Genomic DNA, 20178 nt, shown 5'->3' on the forward strand with positions numbered 1-20178 from the left:
GGCCCGTCTGGGTCATCCTGATACAGGGGCCTCGCGCCTCCAGGTTAACGCAAGGCCAGTATCCCGTACGGGACCTTTTTAGGCCTGAACCGCCGCATCCCCATCGGAAAGTTCCCGTACGGGATACAAGTCATCCCGGATCATCCGAAGGGCGACGGTCAGCCCATCCCGCGGGGCCTCGTCGAACGTCTCATATGATCATCTGTACGCGCTTCGCCTACTAGTACTCCACCACCGAACGCTTTCTGTCCCAAACGCTAGCCCGTCTTATTCATCACGACGGTGGATCTGGGGTGGCGAGCGTAGCGTAAGGCATTGATGTGGCTTAGGGATTGGGTGCTGACGCCAAGCCTTCAACGCGCACCGAGCCTGCCACGCCCGCCATGACCGATCCTACGTGTCTGCCGTTCGCGTTTCCATCCATTAGGGGCAAGAAGCTCACAGCCGCCTTCGATGGCGGACGCTTGACCTCGGACGGTGGCGTCATGCTGCTCGCCCAGGCCGCCCGTCGATTGGGTATCGCCGAGAAGCTTGCTGCGGTGATCCCGGATCGACGCGATCCGAGCCGGATCGTGCACCCGCTGCCCGAGATCCTGCTGGCTCGCATCCTGGCGATTGCCTGCGGGTATGAGGATGCCGACGACCTCGACCATCTGCGCGCCGATCCCGCCTTCAAGCTCGCCTGCGGGCGGCTGCCCGAGAGCGGCGCGGACCTGATGAGCCAGCCCACCGTCTCGCGGATGGAGAACACCCCCGGCCTGCGCGACCTGATCCGGCTCGGGCGGGTGCTGGTCGACGTGTACTGCGCCAGCTACGTCGTACCGCCCGCCGCGGTCACCCTGGACATCGACGACACCTGCGACGTGGTGCACGGCCAGCAGCAGCTGTCGCTGTTCAACGCCCACCACGACGCGCGCTGCTTTCTGCCGATCCACGTCTACGATACCGCCACCAGCCGTCCCGTCGCGATGATCCTCCGGCCGGGCAAGACGCCCTCGGGTCGCGAGGTCCGCGGCCATCTGCGCCGGCTCGTCCGGGCGATCCGCCGTCACTGGCCGACGACCGCGATTACCATCCGCGGCGACGGCCACTACGGGCGGCACGAAGCGATGGACTGGTGCGAGGACAACGGCGTCACCTACGTCTTCGGCTTGACCGGCGCAAAGGCGCTCGCGGCCAAGGTCGAGCCGACCGCCGACCACATCCGGGTGGTGCGGGCCCTCGGCGACAAGGATGCGGTGCGCGGCTTTGCCGAGACCACCCACGCCGCCAAGTCCTGGCGGCAGCAGCGCCGCGTCGCCGCCCGCATCGAGGCCACCCGCCTCGGCCTCGACATCCGCTACGTGGTCACGAACATCGCCACTGGTACGCCGGAATGGCTCTACACCGAACTCTACTGCGCCCGCGGCCAGGCTGAGAACCTAATTAAGCTGCACAAGGGCCAGCTCGCTTCCGACCGCACCTCCTGCCGGCACCCGGCCGCCAACCAGATACGGCTCGTCCTGCACACCGCAGCCTACTGGCTGATGCTCACCGTGCGAGACGCCATCCCGGCGGCCCATCGCCTCGCCAGGGCCGAGTTCGCGACGATCCGCCTCCGGCTGCTCAAGCTCGGCGCTCGGATCCGCGAGACCGCTGCCCGCGTCCGCCTCGCCTTCGCCGCGGCGTGTCCGGAAGCCGACCTACTACGCCACCTTGCGACCGCGCTCGTCACAGCCCCGGCTTGAACGGCGGGGCCGAGACGCCCCGACGAACCCGCTCCTATCCCTCAAGCACCGACGCAACGTTCCGAATCCATACGCGTCACGGTGGACGCGCAATCCCGCGCGCCGTCAGCCCAAAACACGGCGTCAGCCAAGCCCCGGTGAATAAGACGGGCTAGGAACCCGTCCGAGTGATGACTTTACTTTGCTGACTACGGCTCACCCGCGACCGGAATGCGAGATGTGCGCGGGCACCGGGGTCTGGAGTCTCGCCGACGTCGATCCTTTCCCGCATCGCTTCGGGTGACGGCCATGCGCATGATCTTAGCGAGGCTACTGAAAGCGGTCGGCATCGTTCGGTACGACTTGCATGTGCGGCGGGTTACCACCTATCCGCGCAAGGACCACGTGGCGATGGGCGAGATGGTCCACGTCGTGGACGCTTGCATTGAAAAGTGGGCCTGCTTCCGTTGCCCTGGTGGCTGAGGAGCGATGATCCCGCTGAGCCTCTACCCAAACGACGGCCTTGATCATTGGTACGTACGGGCTGGCTGCGCAGACCTTCTCTGAGCCCATCCGTGCATCAACAGAACGACTGCGCTTGCCAATTCTGGGTGAGGCGCCGCCGCGTTGATTGGCGTGCAGGCGGTTGACCAAAGCCTCCCCCTCGGTACCGCCCCTGCATACCGACCTGGATCCCATCCCCGCCGGTGTCGCGACCCTGATGGACAAGCGGGCGGAAAGCGCGAAACCAGAGGACATGCTCGCGGACCTCAGCCTCGTGATCCACGAACTACTAAGAGCGCCTAACAGAACTACCTGATTTGGTTGAGGGTGATGAGGCTGGCGGCGAGGTTGGTGAAGGCTTCGTAGATGTCGGCGCGGCGCTCGTAGCGTACGGGCAAGCGTCGGAAACGGTTGAACCAGGCATGGGTGCGCTCGACGACCCAACGGTGACGCCCAAGCTTCTCGCTGCTGTCGATCCCGCGCCGAGCGATGCGTGGCACGATCCCACGGGCGCGGCACTCCTGGCGACGGGCACGGGCGTCGTAGGCCTTGTCGGCATGAAGCTTGTGGGGACGGTGGCGTGGGCGACCGCGCCGGCCGCTGCCCACGGGCGGGATCGCATCGAGGGTCGGGGCCATCATCACGCTGTCGTGGCGGTTGGCCCCCGTGAAGGTCAGGCCGAGGGGCGTGCCGCGGGCATCGACGACGAGGTGGCGCTTGGTGCCCGGTTTGCCGCGATCCGTCGGGTTCGGGCCTATGGCAGAGCCCCTTTTTTCGCCGGGACAGACGCGCTGTCCAGGCTGGCCCGGCTCCAGTCGAGCTGGCCGGCTTCGTAAAGTCGCCCCAGCAGCACCTGATGCAGGCGGGTCCAGACGCCCGCCGCCTGCCAGTCCCGCAGGCGGCGCCAGCACGTCATGCCCGAGCCACAGCCCATCTCGGCCGGCAGCATCTCCCAGGGTAATCCAGAGCGCAGCACGAACAGGATGCCTGTCAGGGCCGCCCGGTTCTCGATAGGCCGTCGACCGCCCTTCGGACGGGGTCGGGGAGGCGGAAGCAGCGGGGCGATCTCGCTCCAGAGATCGTCGGGAAGAAGTGCGCGGGCCATGAAACACCAACGCACATCAACGCTCAGGGTGCCGTTCTGTTAGGCGCTCTAAGGGACAAAGGCGCACTGGGGGCCGCCGAGATCTACTACCATCTGCTGGAAGCCATCCGGCAACGCGCGGACGAGCTCGAAATGCCGTTGGCCGCGGGATGGCTCCGGCGTTGGCTGCGAGAGTTCACCGGCCCCGCCGGTAGCCTTGTCGAGCACAAGAGCAAGTTCGAACTGGCCTCCCGCACCGCCGACGCAGGCGCCGCATTTCAGGCCCGGGTCATGGCCGATGTCCACGCCCTCTTGCTCGACTACGGCTTCCCGCTGGCCCCGGCGGCCCTCGCCAAGCGGTTGGCCCCGAAGCTAGGGCAGGAGCTACGTCTCTCCGGTAGCCAGATCAGTGACTGGATGGAATCGCGACGTGACAAGTTCAGGAAATAAGGCAAGGGTTGGCTCGCAATTCAATCATGATTAATTACAAAGTTAAACTTCAATATCCCGCTGCGGGGTCGGACTTTAACTTGGCCTAGTCGCGCAGAGGTTATCCCATTGCATCCGAAAGCGGACGTATCGTACAACGTTCACAACGGTCCGAGACCGGAAGCACGGATGCGCGCTTCCGGCTTCGCGTCAAGCAGGTATGGGTCGGTTCTGCAAGGTAGCGCTTGCCAGTCCTTCGGTTCTTGACTCGACGATCGCAAACAGCTCCTCCACCCTCAGTTGCTCCTCGACGGAATGCGGGAGGAGATAGGCGCACACAACGTACACGACGAGATTGATCGCCAGGCCGAAGCATCCCGAGGTCAGTCCGTAGCCGAACGGGAGTTGGCCTCCGAAGGTGAGTTCCAGGCCCACGGCCGTCACGAATCCCACGACCATGCCCGCAATCGCGCCCTGACGATTTCCCCGTCTCCAGAAGATGCCGAGGAACTGCGGAATGCTCAGTTGGATGATCCCTTGGTAGGCCAGAACCGCCAGCGAGAAGAGCGCCGGGAGGGTCAAGGTGGCAAGCCATGAGGCCAGGAGTGTCAGCAGCAGCATGCCGATCTTGGCGATCACAATCATCCGCTTCTGGTCAAGCTCAACGTAATTGCCAACCAGATCGTTGGCGAGCTGCGCCCCGTAGGCCTGGATGTTACCGTCCGTATGGCCCATCGAGGCGGCCAGAAGGACAACGCCCGCAAGCCCTAGGAGGACGAGACCGCCGGCCTGCTCGGAGACGATGAACCATACGTCGTCGGGCTTGGCGACCGCCTCGGGGATCTTAGAGGCGAGCATGCCGAAGAGCAGCAGGGCCACGCCGAAGAAAAGCGTCAGTGGCACGGCGAGCGCCGCTGACTTCTTGAGGCTGTGGACCCCATCGGCGGTGAACAATCGGACGAAGATGTAGGGCCAGCACCACCCTCCCAGAGCGCCAGTGAACATCAGCGCGAACAGGTAGAGTGGACCTTCCCTGGACCCGAAGCTCGGGATCGCGAACATCTTCGGATCGAGGGTGGCGAGCGTGCTCCCCTTCACCACTACCAGCCAGACGATCAGCCCGACGAGCATCAAACCACCACCGATGTAGGCGACGATGCCCTGCAGGTAGTCTGAGATCACCACGCCGCGCATGCCCATGCGGACGGTCCAGATCTGACGGATCGCGATAACGACGACGCCCACGACAACGGAGCTTGAGAAAGACAAGGCTCCAAGCGACATCGCCTGGAACAGGTTGCCGAGGGCCTGCATGCCGAGCACGAGCCAGGGCAGGCCCGAGACAATGCCGATGAGGGCCGCGATCGTTCGGATGTGGCGAGAGTCGTAGCGGAGCGCGAATAGATCGCCCTGGGTACGCAGATCGTAGGTCTTGCCCCAGATCCAGACCGGTCGGGCCAGGACGAAGAGCAGCACGACGGTCAGGAGTGAGTAGGACAGGACGTAGAACGACATCACGCCGGCCGTCACCGAGAGGGCGCCGAAGGCGGTGAACATCGAGCCGGGATACCAGGTGTTGAGGAACGACATTGCCTGGTAGCGCGCTCCGAACGAGCGTCCGCCCACAGCGTAATCAGTGAAGGATTGGTCTACGGTACGGTTGCGGTGAAGCACCCAGACGACGGCGGCGAAGAAGAGGGCCAGTAAACCGAAGGTAACGATCATGCTCCGCTCCCCGCCATGGCATCGTCGAGGAAATAGGCGGCGATGAGGCTCGCCGTGATGCAGAGACTGACGGCCAGGAAGTAGAAGAGCGCTGCAGGGACGCCGGCAATCGGGTTCGTGCGTCCGTCGGCGGCCCAGTAGAGCGGTGGTGCCAGAGCGACGATGGCGTCAAGTAGGAACCACAGCTTGACGATCCGACGCCGGAACGGCGCAGGTGATCCTTTGGTCGGCATGGCGTATCCTCGGGTTCTTGTTTTAGTGAAGAATGGAATCGAGTTTGTCGAAACAGCTCGGCCAGTCCTGCGTGTAGGCCTCTCGAACATCCGCCCGCGTAATCCGCCTGTGCGTCAGGCGCATCTCGGTCGAGCCGGTGTCGAGAGGCGTGAGATCGATCTGGAGGAGGGTCTTCTCGCCTCGCAGCAGATCGAGGGGGCCGTCGTAAATCCAGGTCTGAAGGATGTGTCGGCCTGCCTGAAGGGCTCGATAACGGCCCGTGATGCGATGCTGGGCACCGTCAGGGCCACGGGTTCGCAGCAGGAAGCATCCTCCTACCTGCAGGTCGGTCTCCGCGTGCTCGACTATGTTTGCTCCCGGAACCAGCCAACGCTGAAGCATCGTCGGATCGGTCCAGGCGCGATAGACCTCGGCGCAAGGCGCGTGGAACACTCGCACAAGGACGACGGCAGGCTCAATCTCGTTCATTTAGGTCCTTCCGCGCGGCGCGGGTACTCAAAAGCTCGTCGAGGACGTCGAGGCGCTCGTCCCAGAAATCCGAGTAGGAGCGGAGCCAGGCGAGGGCCTGTGCCAAGGGACGCGGGTCGAGCGAGCAGCGATGGCTTCGCCCCTGGACGATGCGGGTCATGAGGCCCGCGCCTTCAAGCACCTTGAGGTGCTTGGATGCGGCCGCGAGGGACATTTCGTAGGGTCGCGCCAACTCGGTGACGGTCTGCTGGCCGGACGCAAGCTGCCGCACCATCGCCCGGCGGGTGGGGTCCGCCAAGGCGTGAAACACCTGATCCAGATCCTGTTTCTGATATTCAACCATCTGGTTGTTTAAAGCACCGGTGAGGGCGGAGCGCAAGTGGAGATTTCTGTCCGCGACACCGGTCCTGGCCGGGGTGACGCTGTCATACCCGACGGGGGGCCAGCCAAAGGCAGCAAGTCCGCCCCTCAGAGTCCCTTGGTCCGCCAAAGCTCGGTCACACCGCATCTGATCGACTACGGACGGGTTGCTGCGTTTGATTTGCCGAAGGCTTGTGGGTGAATGGATGGCCAGGAACCAACGCGGCCTGGCTCTGAAGCGGACCGACCGCCTTCGCCCTGAACATGCCGGATCAACCCGGTTCGCAGTCAAAGCCTAACGTTGCCGTTTTTTGAGAGCGATGGCTCCGGCGGCTTTCACGGACAGGCCGATGACAATCGAGAGATTACCTACTAATTGATAGGAGGCTACCTTTTTTACGGTGCTGCGCTTCGGTTAGGGCGTTGGGCTGATACGGATGGGAGAGATGACGACAAAGACAGTGCGCCAGCTACGCTTGGCTTTCACCCACACGCTTCTCCTCTCGGGGCGACAGTGGCGGCGGCTCGCCAATGGGTCGACCGAAACGCATGGCATCTCGGAAGCCAAGGCACTGCCGCTCGTGTTGATCGCGCGCATGGGCGGCGAGCCGCGTCAGACTACATTGGCCGAGGCAGTTGGCATCGAAGGGCCGTCGTTGGTCCGCCTTCTGGACCAATTGGAATCGTCGGGTCTCGTTTCACGGAAGGAGGACCCAACCGATCGCCGCGCGAAGGTGCTAGCGCTTACGCCCGCGGGTCAAGAAATTGTCACCCGGATTGAGGCAGACCTAGAACGGCTGCGGGATGCGACCTTCGCAAAGGTAAGCGCTGCCGACCTGGAGGCTAGCCTTCGAGTGTTTCGGGCGATGCAAGACCATATCCGTGGTGTTTCGGAACCGGAGGATGCTCAAGCTAGAGCTCAGCGCGGAGAGGCTGCGGAATGACCCTTCCGGGCTGGCGCGACTGGGTCTTCTCGCTGAAGACCTTCGGGGCCGGCATGCTGGCCCTGTTCCTGGCGTTCTGGATCGACCTGCCGAACCCGTACTGGGCGCTCGGCACCGTCTACATCACCAGCCAAGTGCTCGCCGGCGCGACCCGCTCGAAAGCGCTTTATCGGGTCATCGGCACCCTGCTGGGGGCCGTCGTGACGGTCGTCCTCGTGCCGAATCTCGTGAACTCGCCGGAACTCCTGACCCTGGCCATCGCACTGTGGGTCGCGACCTGCCTGTACTTCTCTCTCCTCGACCGGACCCCGCGCAGCTACCTCATGATGCTCGGCGGCTACACGGCGGCCCTGATCGGCTTTCCGGCCGTCGGCGACCCCGGGACGATGTTCGACACAGCCGTGGCGCGGGCCGAAGAGATCACCCTCGGCATCCTTTGCGCCAGCCTCGTCAACACGGTGGTGCTGCCGCAATCCGTGGTGCCCGTGATCACTGGCCGGCTTGACCTTTGGCTGCGTGATGCGCGCGGCTGGGTCATCGACGTCCTCGGCCGCGCCCGCACCACGAAGGACACCCAGGCGACTCGGTTGAAGCTCGCCTCGGACGCGGTCGCCTTCGACGCCCTGGCGACACCGCTGCGATACGACATGACTGGGGCCGAGCGCTCGGCCGGTGCGATGGCGACGCTGCGCCAACACATGCTGATGTTCCTGCCCATCGCCTCGGCAATCTCGGACCGCATCGAAACGCTGGAGCGCGCGCGGGCTCTGCCGCAGCGTCTGCGCACCCTGCTCGACGAAATGGCTCTTTGGCTCGCCTCGGGCACGACCGAGCGCACCGAGGCCGACCGGCTGAAGGCGGCTGCTGATGCACTCGAACCCGGCCTAGGCACACAACCGTCCTGGGACGGCCTTGTGCTCGCGAGCCTATTAGCGCGCCTGCGGGACTTCATCGACCTGCGCCAGGATGCCCGCATCCTGCAGCGGCATATCGCCGACGGCACCCCGGTCACGGAGAACCTGACATTCCGGTACACTGCCGCCGCCCGTACCATCCGCCACCGCGATCACGGCATGGCGCTGCTGTCGGCCGTGGGCGTGTTCCTGACCATTATGATCACCTGCGCGATCTGGATTGCCACCGGCTGGCCGCACGGTTCGGCCGCCCCGATGATGGCGGCGGTGGGCTGCAGCTTCTTCGCCGCCCAGGACGATCCCGCGCCGTTCATCGTCAGCTTCGCCAACTCGGCGATCCTCGGCGCCCTCGGAGCGGGGACCTATCTGTTCGCGGTCCTGCCGCTCGCCACCACGTTCGAGATGCTTGTCCTAGCTTTGGCTCCTGCCCTGCTGATCTGCGGGGTCTTCATGGCCCAGCCAAAGACCGCGCCCCTGGCGATGGGCGCGGCGGTCAACGGCTCGGCGATGATCGCCATCCAGGGCAGCTACAGCGCCGACTTCGCCGCCTTCGCGAACTCGTCCATCGCCGTCATCGTCGGGATGTGGGTGGCCGCCATCGTCACGCGTCTTGTGCGCTCGGTGGGTGCCGGGTGGTCGGCGCGGCGCCTACGGGCCGTCAACCGCCGCAGCCTGGCCCGGGCAGCCGAGCGCCAGGGGGCGCAGAACGGCCTCGAACTCGCGGCCCTGATGCTGGACCGGGTCGGGCTGATCGCGCCGCGCCTCGCCTCCCTGCCGCCCGACGATGCCGAGTGGACCACCGACCTCCTCGCCGAGGTCCGGGTCGGCATTAACGTGGTCGAGTTGCGGCGTGATCGGCGGGAACTCCCGAAGGAAGGCCGAGAAGCGGTCGAGCTCCTGCTCGGCGCGCTGTCACGGCACTTCGGAGCCAAGCGTGAGGAGCCGCCGTCGGACCTGCTCGACACCATCGATGGTGCGCTTGACGCGGTCTCGGCCGATCCGGCTCGCCAAGCCTCGGGCCGCGTCGCGCTCATGGCCCTCGTCGGCATCCGGCGTGGCCTGTTTCCCGACGCGGTCCCCTACCGTTCGACCCGGAACTCGACCACGCAACCGGAGCTCGCGGCATGACGGGTGAACTCGACCTCTACGGCGTCTTCGTTCCGAGCTTAGCGGCCTGGATGCTGATCGCCTTCGCCGTCAGCCTACCCCTGCGGTGGGTCCTGGCCCGGACCGGGTTCTATCGCCTCGTCTGGCACCGGCCGCTGTTCGACCTCGCCCTCTACGTCGTGCTCCTCGGTCTCGTCGTCTCGGTGGCGGTTCCACTCACCTCTTAAGCGGCCAACACCCTTCGACCGCTCCATCCATGTCCAGACCTTCCGGAATCCCCGATGCCTCGATTCCTCGCCCTTTCGTTCCGCATCCTCATCACCCTCGGGATGGCCGCCGCCGCCGTCGTCGTCGGTTTGGCGCTGTGGGACTACTACATGGAGGCGCCGTGGACCCGGGACGGGCGCGTGCGCGCCGACGTGGTGCAGGTTGCGCCGGACGTCTCTGGCCTCATCACTGAGGTACTCATCGCCGATAACCAGGTGGTGAAGCGGGGCGACGTGCTGTTCCGGATCGACCCCGACCGCTTCGCCCTGTCGCTCCGTCAGGCGGAGGCGATGGTCGAGGGCAAGAAGGCAACCGCCGCACAGGCCGCAGCCGACTACTCCCGCTACCTGAAGTTGAGCGACGCTGCGGCGTCCCAGCAGCGAGTCGAGGCCGCCCAGGCCGCCGACCTGGAGGCCAAGGCCGCCTATGAGCAGGCCATGGCGGACCGAGACACCGCCAAGCTCAACCTCGAACGTTCCGAGGTGAAGGCCTCGGTGAACGGACGCATCACCAACATGGGCCTGCGCCCCGGCACCTACGTCTCCACCGGGCGCGGGGTGATGGCGCTCATCGACAGCGACACCCTGCGGGTCGAGGGCTACTTCGAGGAGACCAAGCTGCCGCGCATCCATGTCGGCGACAGAGCCAGCATCCGCCTTATGGGCGAGGCGGGGACCCTGACGGGCCATGTCGAAAGTTTCGCCGGGGGCATCGAGGATCGCGAGCGCACCGCCGGGTCTAGCCTACTCGCCAGCGTCAACCCGACCTTCGCCTGGGTAAGGCTGGCGCAACGCATCCCGGTGCGGATCAAGCTCGATCGCGTTCCCGACGAGACCCGGCTGGTCTCGGGCCGCACCGCGACGGTCGCGGTCGAACCGAAGGGCGAGACTTCGCACTTCAGCCTGTTCGGCTCCTGGCGGGGGGCCCCGCCCCCGGTCGCCGGGGAGACCACCGCACGCTGAAGCCCCGTGGGCAATCCCACTCCTCTCAAGCTGTTATCCAGACACGGAGATACACCATGACTGATCCGGCATTGAGCCTAGCGAATGACGGGGCGGATGGCGTTCTAGCCAACGCACCCTACCATGTTGGTGCGGTGACCCTTGTCGTGCGCGACCTCGACGCCGTCAGGACCTTTTACCGGGACGTGATCGGCCTTGGCGTCGAGGCGGAGGCCGGCGACACCGTACGGCTCGGGACGGGCGGCACGACGCTCGTCGTCCTACGGGCGGACCCGGATGCCCGGCCGTGGACACAGCAGGAAGCGGGGCTTTTCCACACCGCTTTCCTGTTGCCGACCCGCGGCGATCTTGGCGCTTGGCTCCTGCACGCGGACCGGAACGGCGTCACGCTCACGGGCGCGGCGGATCACCTTGTCAGCGAGGCGGTCTACCTCTCCGACCCGGAGGGCAACGGCATCGAGATCTACGTCGACCGCCCCAGCCAGCAATGGCAACGGGCGCAGGACGGCTCCGTTGTGATGCGCAATGAGCGTCTGGATCGCGCCGGCATCGTCGGTGCCGCCATTCGGCCCTGGGCCGGCATGCCGGCCGGCAGTTGCGTCGGACATGTCCACCTGCAAGTCGGCGATCTCGACGCGACGGAGCGCTTCCATGCGGACCTGCTCGGCTTCGATGTCATGTGCCGCTATCCAGGCGCCCTGTTCCTCGGCTCTGGCGGCTATCATCACCAGCTTGCCGGTAACATCTGGAACAGCCGTGGCGCTCCGGTACGCTTCGAGGGGACGACCGGCCTCGCGGAGGTATCCTTGATCGCGAACGGTGAGACGCTGGCATCGGTACGAAGGCGCTGCAATGTTGCCGGTGCGTCCCTCGTCGAGGACGGGGAAACGCTCGTATTGCGCGATCCGTGGGGAACACACCTACGGCTCACGTCGGAGCATTGAAGCTTCGGAATGGCGCCGGTTTTCTACCCGGCGCCATTCGGTTCAGCGTGCTTGCGATTCCGCGGCGCCAGGGGCCAGCCAATGACCAGCGGCCGCGAGCATCGTCTCCACGCCGGTGCGAAGGGTCGGTGTCAGGACAGGCGCGTACTCAGGGGAGTGGTTCGAGGGAAGCTCGTTCAGGGTCCCGGCCTTCTCCGCCTCGGCGTAGAGCTTCGGGTCAGTCCCTCCGACGAACCAGAACACCGACGGCACGTCCCAGGCGCGGGCGAAGACAGTGAAGTCCTCGCTGGCGTTCGCGCTGCTGGCGGGCCGCACCGTGTCGGCCCCCAGGCGGTGCTTGAGGGCCTCGGTCACCTTGGCGGTCGCTTCCTCGTCGTTCACAGTCAGGGGGAACTGCCCCAGCATCGTCAGAAGAGGCGGCTTCGGAGCACCGGATATGGCGGCCTCCCCGTCGATGACCCGCTTGATTGAGGCCAGCACCTTATCACGCACTCCATCGTCGTAGGTGCGGACGTTGAGCTGCAGCTGCGCCTCGTCCGGGATGATGTTGGCGCTCGACCCAGCCAGCATCGACCCGACCGAGATTACGGCGCTGTCCGACATCGAGACCTCGCGCGAGACGATGGTCTGCAGGCGCATCACCGTTGCGGCGGCCATGACCACCGGATCGATGGTTGATTCCGGCCCGGAGCCGTGCCCGCCGCGTCCGTACAACGTTACCTTCATGCTGTCGCTGCGGGAGAGGACGGGGCCACTGGCGAGGCGAACCTGCCCGGCCGGGAACGGCAGCACGTGCTGCCCCAAGGTGACGACCGGCTTCGGAAAGCGCTTCACCATGCCATCGTCGACCATGGCCTTGGCGCCCTCGCCGATCTCCTCGCCAGGCTGGAACACGGCCATCACGGTCCCGTGCCATTTTTCTTTGTTGGCGGCCAGGATCTGGGTCGCGCCCATCAGCCAGGTCACGTGCAGGTCGTGCCCGCAGGAATGCGCGATGGCCGTCTCACGGCCGGACGCCGGATCCGTCCCTTTTTTCGTGCTGGCATAGGGAAGGCCGGTGTTCTCCTTCATCGGCAGGCCGTCCATGTCGGCGCGCAGAAGCACGGTCGGGCCGTCGCCGTTGCGCAGGAGGCCGACCACGCCCGTGCCGCCCACGCCCTCGGTGACCTCGAAGCCCTGGTCCTTGAGCCATTTCGCGGCGATGCCGGCCGTGCGCTTCTCCTGCATCGAGAGCTCCGGGTTGGCGTGGAGGTCCTCGTAGATGCCCTTCAGCTTCGCGAGTTGCGCCTCCGTCGGTCCGGGCAGAGCCCTCGGGCCGCCTTGAGCGAAAGCCGGATTAGGAATGGTCGAGAGCGATATGAAGGCTGCCAGCGCGAGCCGGCTGCAGCGTTTGCCGATAACCATCTTGGTGTTTCCCTTTGGTCGGACCGCGGCAGCGATGCTGCGACGATGTCCGTCGTTGCGAGGCGTCTCGACGTCGGCGAGCCGCGATGGATCGGCCCTGTCAATTATAGGGGATGCCGGCGCGGGGGCGATATCGCGGAAGCGTCCAACCAAAGCGGAGCGAAGCGGCCCGCACCAGCAGGGCGACGAGGAAGCCGGCGCCCAACGCAAGCTCGCGCGGGACGCCGAGGATGGACAGGGCGACGAAGGCCGCGGCACCGGCCGCGGCTGCCGAAGCGTAGATTTCCCTGCTGAGGATACCCGGACTGTCCCCCCCGAGAAGGTCGCGCAGGAGGCCTCCGAAGGTGGCCGTCACCACTCCCATGACGATGGCTACCGTGGCGCTCGCACCAGCCTGCAAGGCCTTCTCCGCCCCCGCCACGGTGAAAAGCGCCAGCCCGAGGGCATCGAGGCGCACGAGGTATCGGTACCGGGATTGCGGGATGTGCGCGACGAAGAACACGGCGCAGGAAACGAGGACGCAGGCCAGGAGGTAGGCCGGTTGCTGCGTCCAGAACACCGGCTGGCCGAGCAGCAGGTCCCGGAGCGTCCCGCCCCCGACACCCGTCACGGTGCCCAACACGGCGAACCCGACGAAATCCATCTCCTTACGCGATGCAACGAGGGCCCCGGCGACCGTGAAGACGATCACGCCGAGCCAATCCAGGGTGGCGGTCGCAGTCTCGAACATCGGGTTTCATCCTGGCGGTCGGAGGCGGTCTCGTCGCGGTGCCTTCGCACCACGGCATTCATCGGAAGAGCAGTACCTGGTTGTCGGAACGGGGGTGATCATCCCACTCACGCTGCACCATCGCCTCCGGCATCGACGTCTTCACGACGACGGTCGTACCGGTCGGGACGCGACCGTAGAGATCGTAGATGTCCTCGTTCAGCAGGCGGATGCAGCCGGAGGAATCCGTGCCGCCCACCGTCCAAGGCTCGTTGGTGCCGTGGATGCGGTAGAGAGTGTCCTTGTCGCCTTGGTAGAGGTAGAGGGCGCGGCACCCGAGCGGGTTCTCGACGCCAGGCTCGACGTAGCGTGGGATGCCGGGCCGACGCTTCAGCATGGCCTCCGTCGGGCGCCAGCCCGGCCACTTGGCCTTGCGCTTGATCACGGCGGTGCCGGACCAAGTGAAGCCAGCCCGGCCCACCCCGATGCCGTAGCGGATCGCGGTCCGACCCTCGCGCACGAGGTAGAGGAAGCGGGCGTGCGTATCGATGACCAGCGTGCCTGCGCGCTCCGGCTCGTCGTAATTCACCAGCTGCTTGCGAAATTCCGGGGGTACGAGCGTCAGATCGACCGTAGGGACGTCGAAGGGATCGTCTGGGATCGCGCCGGTGAACCAGGCGTCGCGGTTCGACGCGGGATCGATGGGTACTGGTGCCTTCGGCGGTTCGGGCTCCGTGTCCCAGAAGAAGGCTTGCGCCCGACCGGGTGCGAGGACGGCTGCGGCGAGGAGCAGGGATCGGCGGGTAGCCAACATCGTCGTGTATCCTGATTGGACGTTCGAAAGTGGCGCGGCTCTAGGCAGGTTCGAGGGCGCCGCGCGGTCGATGCCGGGCGTGCGTCGTCGTTGCGGCTCGCGGGATGAGCCGGCCGGTCGCGGAGGGTGAGGCGGCAAGCTCATGGGCTCGCGGCGTGTCAGGCTATGGGGACGTCATTGCGCAGGCCTCCAAAGGTTGCTCCGCATGCGTCATGCATGCGGCCCCCTCTGTCATTGGCCTGAGAGTTTCACCCGGGCCTTCGCGAAGGCATGGGCTTACACCGTCGGCGGGAGCTGACGCTCCGCTTTCCAGAGTGTTGAACGACGGGCGGTCCGGGTGCCTGAGAGTTTCCGGGGCGGTTGCTCCTTCGGCGGCCGGTTCACACCGGCTCTCTCCCGCTCGTCGATAGATGACTTGACCACTGATGTATCGCCTAAACGAGCGGCACGCCAGGTAATTCGTTAGCTTGCAATCAATGTGGGTGCGTTGAGGCACATAGGCTGTTCCTGATACGTCGTGGGAATGGGTCGGACGGGCTTCGCTCGGATGGGCGCGGTGTCATTTCCTATCAAGGAAGCAATTCATCAGACCCTCGCCGCACAAGCTTGGCTCGAACTGATAGGGCTGGAAGATGACGTGCAGGATCGTTACGCCCCGAATGCCGCCCGTGGGTGTACGCCACTGTATGGATTGACCTTCGGACAAGCCCAACACAGCTGCGCCGAGAGGTGACAGGACCGAGACACAAGTCTCGTCCCATTGCTCCTCATCGGGATAGACCAGCGTCAGGCGCTCGACATGATCGGTGACGTCGTCCCGATACTCGACGCGCGCATGCATCGTCACAACGTTCCAAGGCAACGCCTCCGGCCTGACGATTTCAGCGCGATCCAACTCGGCAGCGAGAAGATCAGGTGCGGTGGCCTTCGCATCCATTTGAGGATGACCGGATGCGACCCGGCGCAGGTCGAGGAAATCCGTGTCCGGGATCATCAAGTGGGGCGATCCTCCGAGGACGATGTGACCCGTCATTGCGTAAAAGCTCCCTTCTCTGAGGTATGAGGTAAGTTAAGATCGAATGGTTCGGTCCAGTATCGGAGTAAGTCGACCGGCAGGACGCCCCCTACACCGTCTCCGGCACTTTCACGTCGAGGACCGTAAGTCGTTTCACGATGCCCGTGCGGGTTCGCCAATTTATCGACTGGCCGAGACTAAGCCCGATCAAGGCCGCCCCGATGGGCGTCATGACGGACACTCTTCCCTGCTCGATGTCCGCCTCGCCCGGGTAGACCAGAGTCACGGCCTGAACCTTTCCCGTTGCGTCGTCCCTGAATTCGACCATGCACCCCATCTGGACGAGGTCTGCCACGCATGCCCTTTGACCGACGATTCTGGCACGATCCACTTCATCGGCGAGAACGTCGGCAACCTCGGGCGAACGGTCGGTGGCAAATGAAGCCAGCTGCGACAGGCGCTCATGATCGTCCTTCGTCATCTTGATTTGTGGCTTCGTCATCTTTTGCGACATAGTCGTCGATCCTTGCTGTATTTCGACCCCGGACGATCAAGCGGCGCTTGGTCCGGGATCGTCGTCCTTGTCTGAATTGGCCGCGGCGGACCGGTCGTTGCCCTGCCCGGATTGCGGCCTTGGGTAATTCCCACGCGAGAAGGGGATCACGGTGCGCGCCAGCGGAACCACATCATGCGCAGGTGCCGCCCCGCTCCCCCCAGCTTTGTCATCGCGGATCTCGGTCGCGGAAGGCGATGTCGGGGCGGACTTGGAATTTTCCATAGCTGTTACTCCGCAAGTACGGGCCCATCGCCAATAGAAAAGCGAGGACGCGACGCAGGTCAGCCGAGGGGTAAGCCATATAGGCTCCTCCCGCCGGTCAAATATTTGATTATATTGGGTAGCTCTGGCTTGAGCCAGCACGCAATCCCCGAGCGGTCAGTGCACGCTGGCACCTCCGGCTCGGGGCTACTCGCCCGCGATAAGTCTACCTGCCCGGAGCAGGTCCCGATGGGGAGGCCAAGATTTGCGCATGATCTTTCGATCCTCCCGGAAGTCCACCCGCTTGTCAATTCCCGTTTCGCCGCACCTTCCGTCTCGGGAAATCCGGCCTGCTGACAGCGTCGATTGACACCCGTACGGCTTAGCCTATGCTCCGCGCCATCATGTCAAACCTTTCACAAAGCATTCGCCTCCTGGGGCGTGCGGGCAGTCTGCAAGCAGGCTCCTAAGCCCTGGCGCTTGGCCAGCCTTTCCAGGCGGGGCCCGTTCCAGGGGTGGATTTCCAATAGATCTCAGTCCTACCCAAACGCCGTTTTCGGACAGGCATGGCGGAAACGCGTAGCGTAGCCCCAGCTTGCGACGAGATATCGGCGTGGGCGCAAGCCGGTCGATTCCGCCGGTTGCCGCTACCCGTCGACATTATGGTCATCCGGTAGGTCGGAAAACCTCACGCGAGGTGCTTCTCAGCCAGCCTCATCGGACTTCGGCCTCGGGAAAAGCAGCTGGTTTCATTCCGGCTGCTCAGCCTCGACGCCGGAATGGAATGGCGGACTGCCGAGCCATTCAAACAATGATCCAGGAAGGGTCACGGTGATCGGCCTGCTTGGTCCGATCCAGTCACAGATCATCCTGAACTCTTCCGTTCCTTCAGGCGGACGACCTAGCGGTTACTGCTGAAGCCCCACCGAACCTTCCCTGCGTAAAGGAATAAGAACAATGACCGAACCCATTTGGCCACTCCACGGTCGCATCACCGGCCCCATCGTCATGATCGGCTTCGGGTCCATCGGACGCGGCGTCCTTCCGCTGATCGAGCGCCATTTCGAGTACGACAAGGGCCGTTTCACGGTCGTCGAGCCTTCGGATGCGCACCGGCCCCTAGCCGACAGGCATGGCCTGCGCTTCGAGCAGGTCGCGTTGACGAAGGAGAACTTTCGCGACGTCCTCACCCCACTCCTCACCGAGGGCGGCGGTCAGGGCTTCTGCGTGAACGTATCCGTCGATACGTCCTCCCGCGCCATCATGGAGCTCTGCCGCGAACTGGGCGCCTTCTACATCGACACGGTCGCAGAGCCGTGGCCGGGGTTCTACTTCGACAAGGACCGGAGCCAGGGCGACCGCACCAACTACGCGCTGCGCCAGGAAATCCTCGACGCGCGCGCCGCCAACCCCGGCGGCACCACCGCCGTGTCGTGCTGCGGCGCCAATCCCGGCATGGTCTCGTGGTTCGTCAAGCAGGGGCTCCTGAATGTCGCCTGCGATCTCGGCCTTGAGATCCCCGAGCCGAAGGACCGCGCCGGCTGGGCCAGCCTCATGCGCGAGGTCGGCGTCAAGGGCATCCACATCGCCGAGCGCGACACCCAACGCGCCAATACCCCGAAACCGCAGGGGGTGTTCGTCAACACCTGGTCGGTGGAAGGCTTCGTCTCGGAGGGCAACCAGCCGGCCGAGCTCGGATGGGGAACCCACGAGACCTGGCGTCCGGATAACGCCCGCGACCAGGAGAAGGGCTCGCGCTGCGCCATCTACCTGCTCCAGCCCGGCGCCGACACCCGCGTGCGCTCGTGGACACCGACGTCCCAGGCACAGTTCGGCTTCCTCGTGACCCACAGCGAGGCCGTGTCGATCTCCGATTATTACACCGTGCTGGAGGGCGAGCGCGCCGCCTACCGCCCAACCTGCCACTACGCGTACCATCCCTGCAACGACGCGGTGCTCTCGCTCCACGAGATGTTCGGCAAGGCGTCCAAGGTGCAGGAGACGCACCACATCCTCGACGAGACCGAGATCCTCGACGGAATCGACGAACTCGGCGTGCTCCTCTACGGCCACGCCAAGAACGCCTACTGGTTCGGCTCGCAGCTCTCCATCGAGGAGACCCGGCGCATCGCCCCATACCAGAACGCCACCGGCCTTCAGGTGACCTCGGCGGTGCTCGCCGGTATGGTCTGGGCCTTGGAGAACCCGAAGGCCGGCATCGTCGAGGCCGACGAGATGGATTTCCGCCGCTGCCTCGAAGTGCAGAGCCCGTATCTCGGCCCCGTCGTTGGCGTTTACACCGACTGGACCCCACTCGCCGGCCGCCCCGGCCTGTTCCCGGAAGATATCGACGAAACTGATCCCTGGCAGTTCCGCAACGTCCTCGTCCGTTAACGGAAGGGCACGCGATGACGGGCGTCGTTCACGTCGTGGGCGCGGGGCTCTCGGGGCTCTCAGCGGCCGTGCGCCTCGCGGAAGCTGGGCGTACGGTGATCGTCCACGAGGCCGCTGGTCATGCCGGTGGCCGCTGCAGGTCCTATCACGATCCGCAGCTCGGGATGACAATCGACAATGGCAACCACCTTGTCCTGTCGGGCAATAGGGCGACATTCGCTTTCCTTGACCGCATCGGAGGCCGCAACGCGGTCTCCGTGCATGCGCGGGCGGAGTTTCCCTTCGTTGACCTCGCCACGGGTGAGCGCTGGACACTGCGCCTGAACCAGGGCCGCGTGCCGTGGTGGATCCTCGATCCTACCCGGCGCGTCCCGGGCACCCAGGCGATCGATTACGCGGCGATCCTTCGCCTCCTTTCGGCAAGGCCAGGCACGAAGGTATCGGACGTCCTCCCGTGCGAGGGGACACTCTACGAGCGGCTGTGGCGACCCGTTCTCCTGGCTGCGCTGAACATCGACCCGAGGGATGCGGATGCGAACCTTGCAGCACAGGTCCTGCGCGAAACCTTCGGCGAGGGCGGGCACGCCTGCCGGCCCGTCGTCGCCCAGGGCGGGCTCTCGGAGGCCTTCGTCGACCCGGCACTGCGCTTCCTGGAGGAGCGTGGGGCGGTGGTCCGCCATAACAGCCGTCTGCACCGCCTCGCGTATGAAGGGGGGCGCGTCGCCGGCCTCGTCCTCGGCGACGGTCCTGTGCGGCTGCGGCCTCGGGATCAGGTTATCCTCGCGCTTCCCCCAAAGGCGACGGCCGACGCCGTCCCGGGGTTGAAGGTCCCGACGGATCACCGGGGGATCGCGAACGTCCACTTTGGCGTGAATTGCCCTTCCGACATGCCGCGGCTGACGGGTGTGGTGAACGGGTTGTCGGACTGGATCTTTGCCTATCCGGGCCGAATCTCGGTGACTGTCAGCGAAACGGATCTGGACGTCATGAGCCGACAGGAAATCGCCCACCAGATCTGGACCGAGGTCTCCTACGTCACCGGCCGGTACATGACAGGCCTGTCGGACATGCCGCCGCCCTGGCAGGTCATCCGCGAGAAGCGAGCGACCTTTGCGCCGACACCTGAGGCGGCCCGGCTCCGGCCCAGGACGCGAACGGAATTCCGCAACCTCTTCATCGCCGGCGACTGGACGGACACAGGTCTGCCCGCTTGCATCGAGGGAGCCATTCGGTCGGGGGATAAAGCAGCTCAGATGGTGATGGAAGCGACTGGCTGACCCGTTCTTGCATAACGAGCCAAGATCCTTGAAGAAAACTTGCATATTTTTCGATATTGATTATCTAGTAGTTGCTATGTTTATTTCGGATCATCCTCTGAACAAAAGAGCCAGCCGCCTCGTCGCAGGCCGCTAAGCCCCGAAGCTGGAGAGCGGCGAA

The 20178-nt window shown here is 65.0% G+C and carries 19 protein-coding genes and 1 riboswitch; of the genes, 9 read left to right on the forward strand and 10 right to left on the reverse strand.

Going from position 1 to position 20178, the window contains the following annotated elements; all coding sequences use genetic code 11:
* Positions 1–383: 383 nt before the first annotated feature.
* Positions 384–1727, forward strand: a complete 1344-nt coding sequence (locus tag IPV08_RS18010; protein ID WP_207412884.1) for an IS1380 family transposase — start codon at positions 384–386, stop codon at positions 1725–1727.
* Between the two features lie 791 nt (positions 1728–2518).
* Here the strand turns inward: IPV08_RS18010 and IPV08_RS18015 are convergent.
* A protein-coding gene (locus IPV08_RS18015) for an IS5 family transposase (RefSeq protein ID WP_207412885.1) occupies positions 2519–3315 on the reverse strand; the annotation gives its coding sequence in 2 pieces (ribosomal slippage) (positions 2519–2985 and positions 2985–3315; 798 coding nt in all).
* A gap of 132 nt (positions 3316–3447) precedes the next feature.
* On the opposite strand from IPV08_RS18015, the gene IPV08_RS18020 reads away from it, so the two are divergent.
* Complete coding sequence (locus tag IPV08_RS18020; RefSeq protein WP_207412886.1) at positions 3448–3744, forward strand: hypothetical protein; 297 nt, start codon at positions 3448–3450, stop codon at positions 3742–3744.
* Positions 3745–3933: 189 nt separating this feature from the next.
* Here the strand turns inward: IPV08_RS18020 and IPV08_RS18025 are convergent, their stop codons facing one another.
* Genes IPV08_RS18025 through IPV08_RS18040 form a run of 4 tightly spaced genes read right to left on the reverse strand, consistent with a single transcriptional unit; the run spans position 3934 to position 6460 of the window.
* Positions 3934–5448, reverse strand: coding sequence for a sodium:solute symporter family protein (locus IPV08_RS18025; protein ID WP_207412887.1), 1515 nt, complete (start codon positions 5446–5448; stop codon positions 3934–3936).
* Positions 5445–5681 (reverse strand): hypothetical protein, encoded by a 237-nt coding sequence (locus IPV08_RS18030; RefSeq protein WP_207412888.1) that lies wholly within the window; start codon positions 5679–5681, stop codon positions 5445–5447. The genes IPV08_RS18025 and IPV08_RS18030 overlap by 4 nt, the downstream gene beginning before the upstream one ends.
* Before the next feature lie 22 nt (positions 5682–5703).
* Complete coding sequence (locus tag IPV08_RS18035) at positions 5704–6150, reverse strand: SRPBCC domain-containing protein (protein ID WP_207412889.1); 447 nt, start codon at positions 6148–6150, stop codon at positions 5704–5706.
* Complete coding sequence (locus tag IPV08_RS18040) at positions 6137–6460, reverse strand: metalloregulator ArsR/SmtB family transcription factor (RefSeq protein ID WP_348646152.1); 324 nt, start codon at positions 6458–6460, stop codon at positions 6137–6139. Before IPV08_RS18040 ends, IPV08_RS18035 begins: the two co-directional genes overlap by 14 nt.
* Before the next feature lie 496 nt (positions 6461–6956).
* Here IPV08_RS18040 and IPV08_RS18045 point away from each other — a divergent pair, with 496 nt between their 5' ends.
* The 5 genes from IPV08_RS18045 to IPV08_RS18065 are packed head-to-tail and all read left to right on the forward strand — an operon-like array spanning position 6957 to position 11648.
* Positions 6957–7454 (forward strand): MarR family transcriptional regulator, encoded by a 498-nt coding sequence (locus IPV08_RS18045; RefSeq protein ID WP_207412890.1) that lies wholly within the window; start codon positions 6957–6959, stop codon positions 7452–7454.
* Positions 7451–9496, forward strand: a complete 2046-nt coding sequence (locus tag IPV08_RS18050) for an FUSC family protein (RefSeq protein WP_207412891.1) — start codon at positions 7451–7453, stop codon at positions 9494–9496. The genes IPV08_RS18045 and IPV08_RS18050 overlap by 4 nt, the downstream gene beginning before the upstream one ends.
* Positions 9493–9702, forward strand: a complete 210-nt coding sequence (locus IPV08_RS18055) for a DUF1656 domain-containing protein (RefSeq protein ID WP_018042864.1) — start codon at positions 9493–9495, stop codon at positions 9700–9702. Before IPV08_RS18050 ends, IPV08_RS18055 begins: the two co-directional genes overlap by 4 nt.
* 54 nt (positions 9703–9756) lie before the next feature.
* A complete protein-coding gene (locus tag IPV08_RS18060) occupies positions 9757–10704 on the forward strand; it encodes an HlyD family secretion protein (RefSeq protein ID WP_207412892.1) in 948 nt (315 codons plus the stop codon).
* A 56-nt stretch (positions 10705–10760) separates the two neighbouring features.
* Positions 10761–11648, forward strand: a complete 888-nt coding sequence (locus tag IPV08_RS18065; RefSeq protein WP_207412893.1) for a VOC family protein — start codon at positions 10761–10763, stop codon at positions 11646–11648.
* Between the two features lie 42 nt (positions 11649–11690).
* On the opposite strand, the gene IPV08_RS18070 is transcribed toward IPV08_RS18065, so the two are convergent.
* The 5 genes from IPV08_RS18070 to rnk (IPV08_RS18090) form a co-directional block, all read right to left on the reverse strand.
* Complete coding sequence (locus IPV08_RS18070; RefSeq protein WP_246748019.1) at positions 11691–13052, reverse strand: amidohydrolase; 1362 nt, start codon at positions 13050–13052, stop codon at positions 11691–11693.
* 100 nt (positions 13053–13152) lie between these two features.
* On the reverse strand, positions 13153–13782 hold the full coding sequence (locus tag IPV08_RS18075; RefSeq protein WP_207412894.1) for a trimeric intracellular cation channel family protein: 630 nt from the start codon (positions 13780–13782) through the stop codon (positions 13153–13155).
* A gap of 58 nt (positions 13783–13840) precedes the next feature.
* The gene (locus tag IPV08_RS18080) at positions 13841–14575 is read right to left on the reverse strand and encodes a L,D-transpeptidase (RefSeq protein ID WP_207412895.1); all 735 of its coding nucleotides are present in this window, start codon (positions 14573–14575) and stop codon (positions 13841–13843) included.
* A 319-nt stretch (positions 14576–14894) separates the two neighbouring features.
* Positions 14895–14984, reverse strand: a riboswitch (glycine riboswitch).
* A gap of 150 nt (positions 14985–15134) precedes the next feature.
* On the reverse strand, positions 15135–15569 hold the full coding sequence (gene rnk, locus IPV08_RS18085; RefSeq protein ID WP_207412896.1) for a nucleoside diphosphate kinase regulator: 435 nt from the start codon (positions 15567–15569) through the stop codon (positions 15135–15137).
* Positions 15570–15699: 130 nt separating this feature from the next.
* Positions 15700–16104 (reverse strand): nucleoside diphosphate kinase regulator, encoded by a 405-nt coding sequence (gene rnk / locus IPV08_RS18090; RefSeq protein WP_207412897.1) that lies wholly within the window; start codon positions 16102–16104, stop codon positions 15700–15702.
* Between the two features lie 1200 nt (positions 16105–17304).
* Here rnk (IPV08_RS18090) and IPV08_RS18095 point away from each other — a divergent pair.
* Together IPV08_RS18095 and hpnE are read left to right on the forward strand one after the other, a co-directional pair.
* Complete coding sequence (locus IPV08_RS18095) at positions 17305–18741, forward strand: saccharopine dehydrogenase NADP-binding domain-containing protein (RefSeq protein WP_207412898.1); 1437 nt, start codon at positions 17305–17307, stop codon at positions 18739–18741.
* Between the two features lie 14 nt (positions 18742–18755).
* A complete protein-coding gene (gene hpnE, locus IPV08_RS18100) occupies positions 18756–20018 on the forward strand; it encodes a hydroxysqualene dehydroxylase HpnE (protein ID WP_207412899.1) in 1263 nt (420 codons plus the stop codon).
* The last annotated feature ends 160 nt before the right edge of the window (positions 20019–20178 follow it).

Origin of the sequence: Methylobacterium sp. SD274 (genome assembly GCF_017355285.1) — a bacterium.
GTDB lineage: Bacteria > Pseudomonadota > Alphaproteobacteria > Rhizobiales > Beijerinckiaceae > Methylobacterium.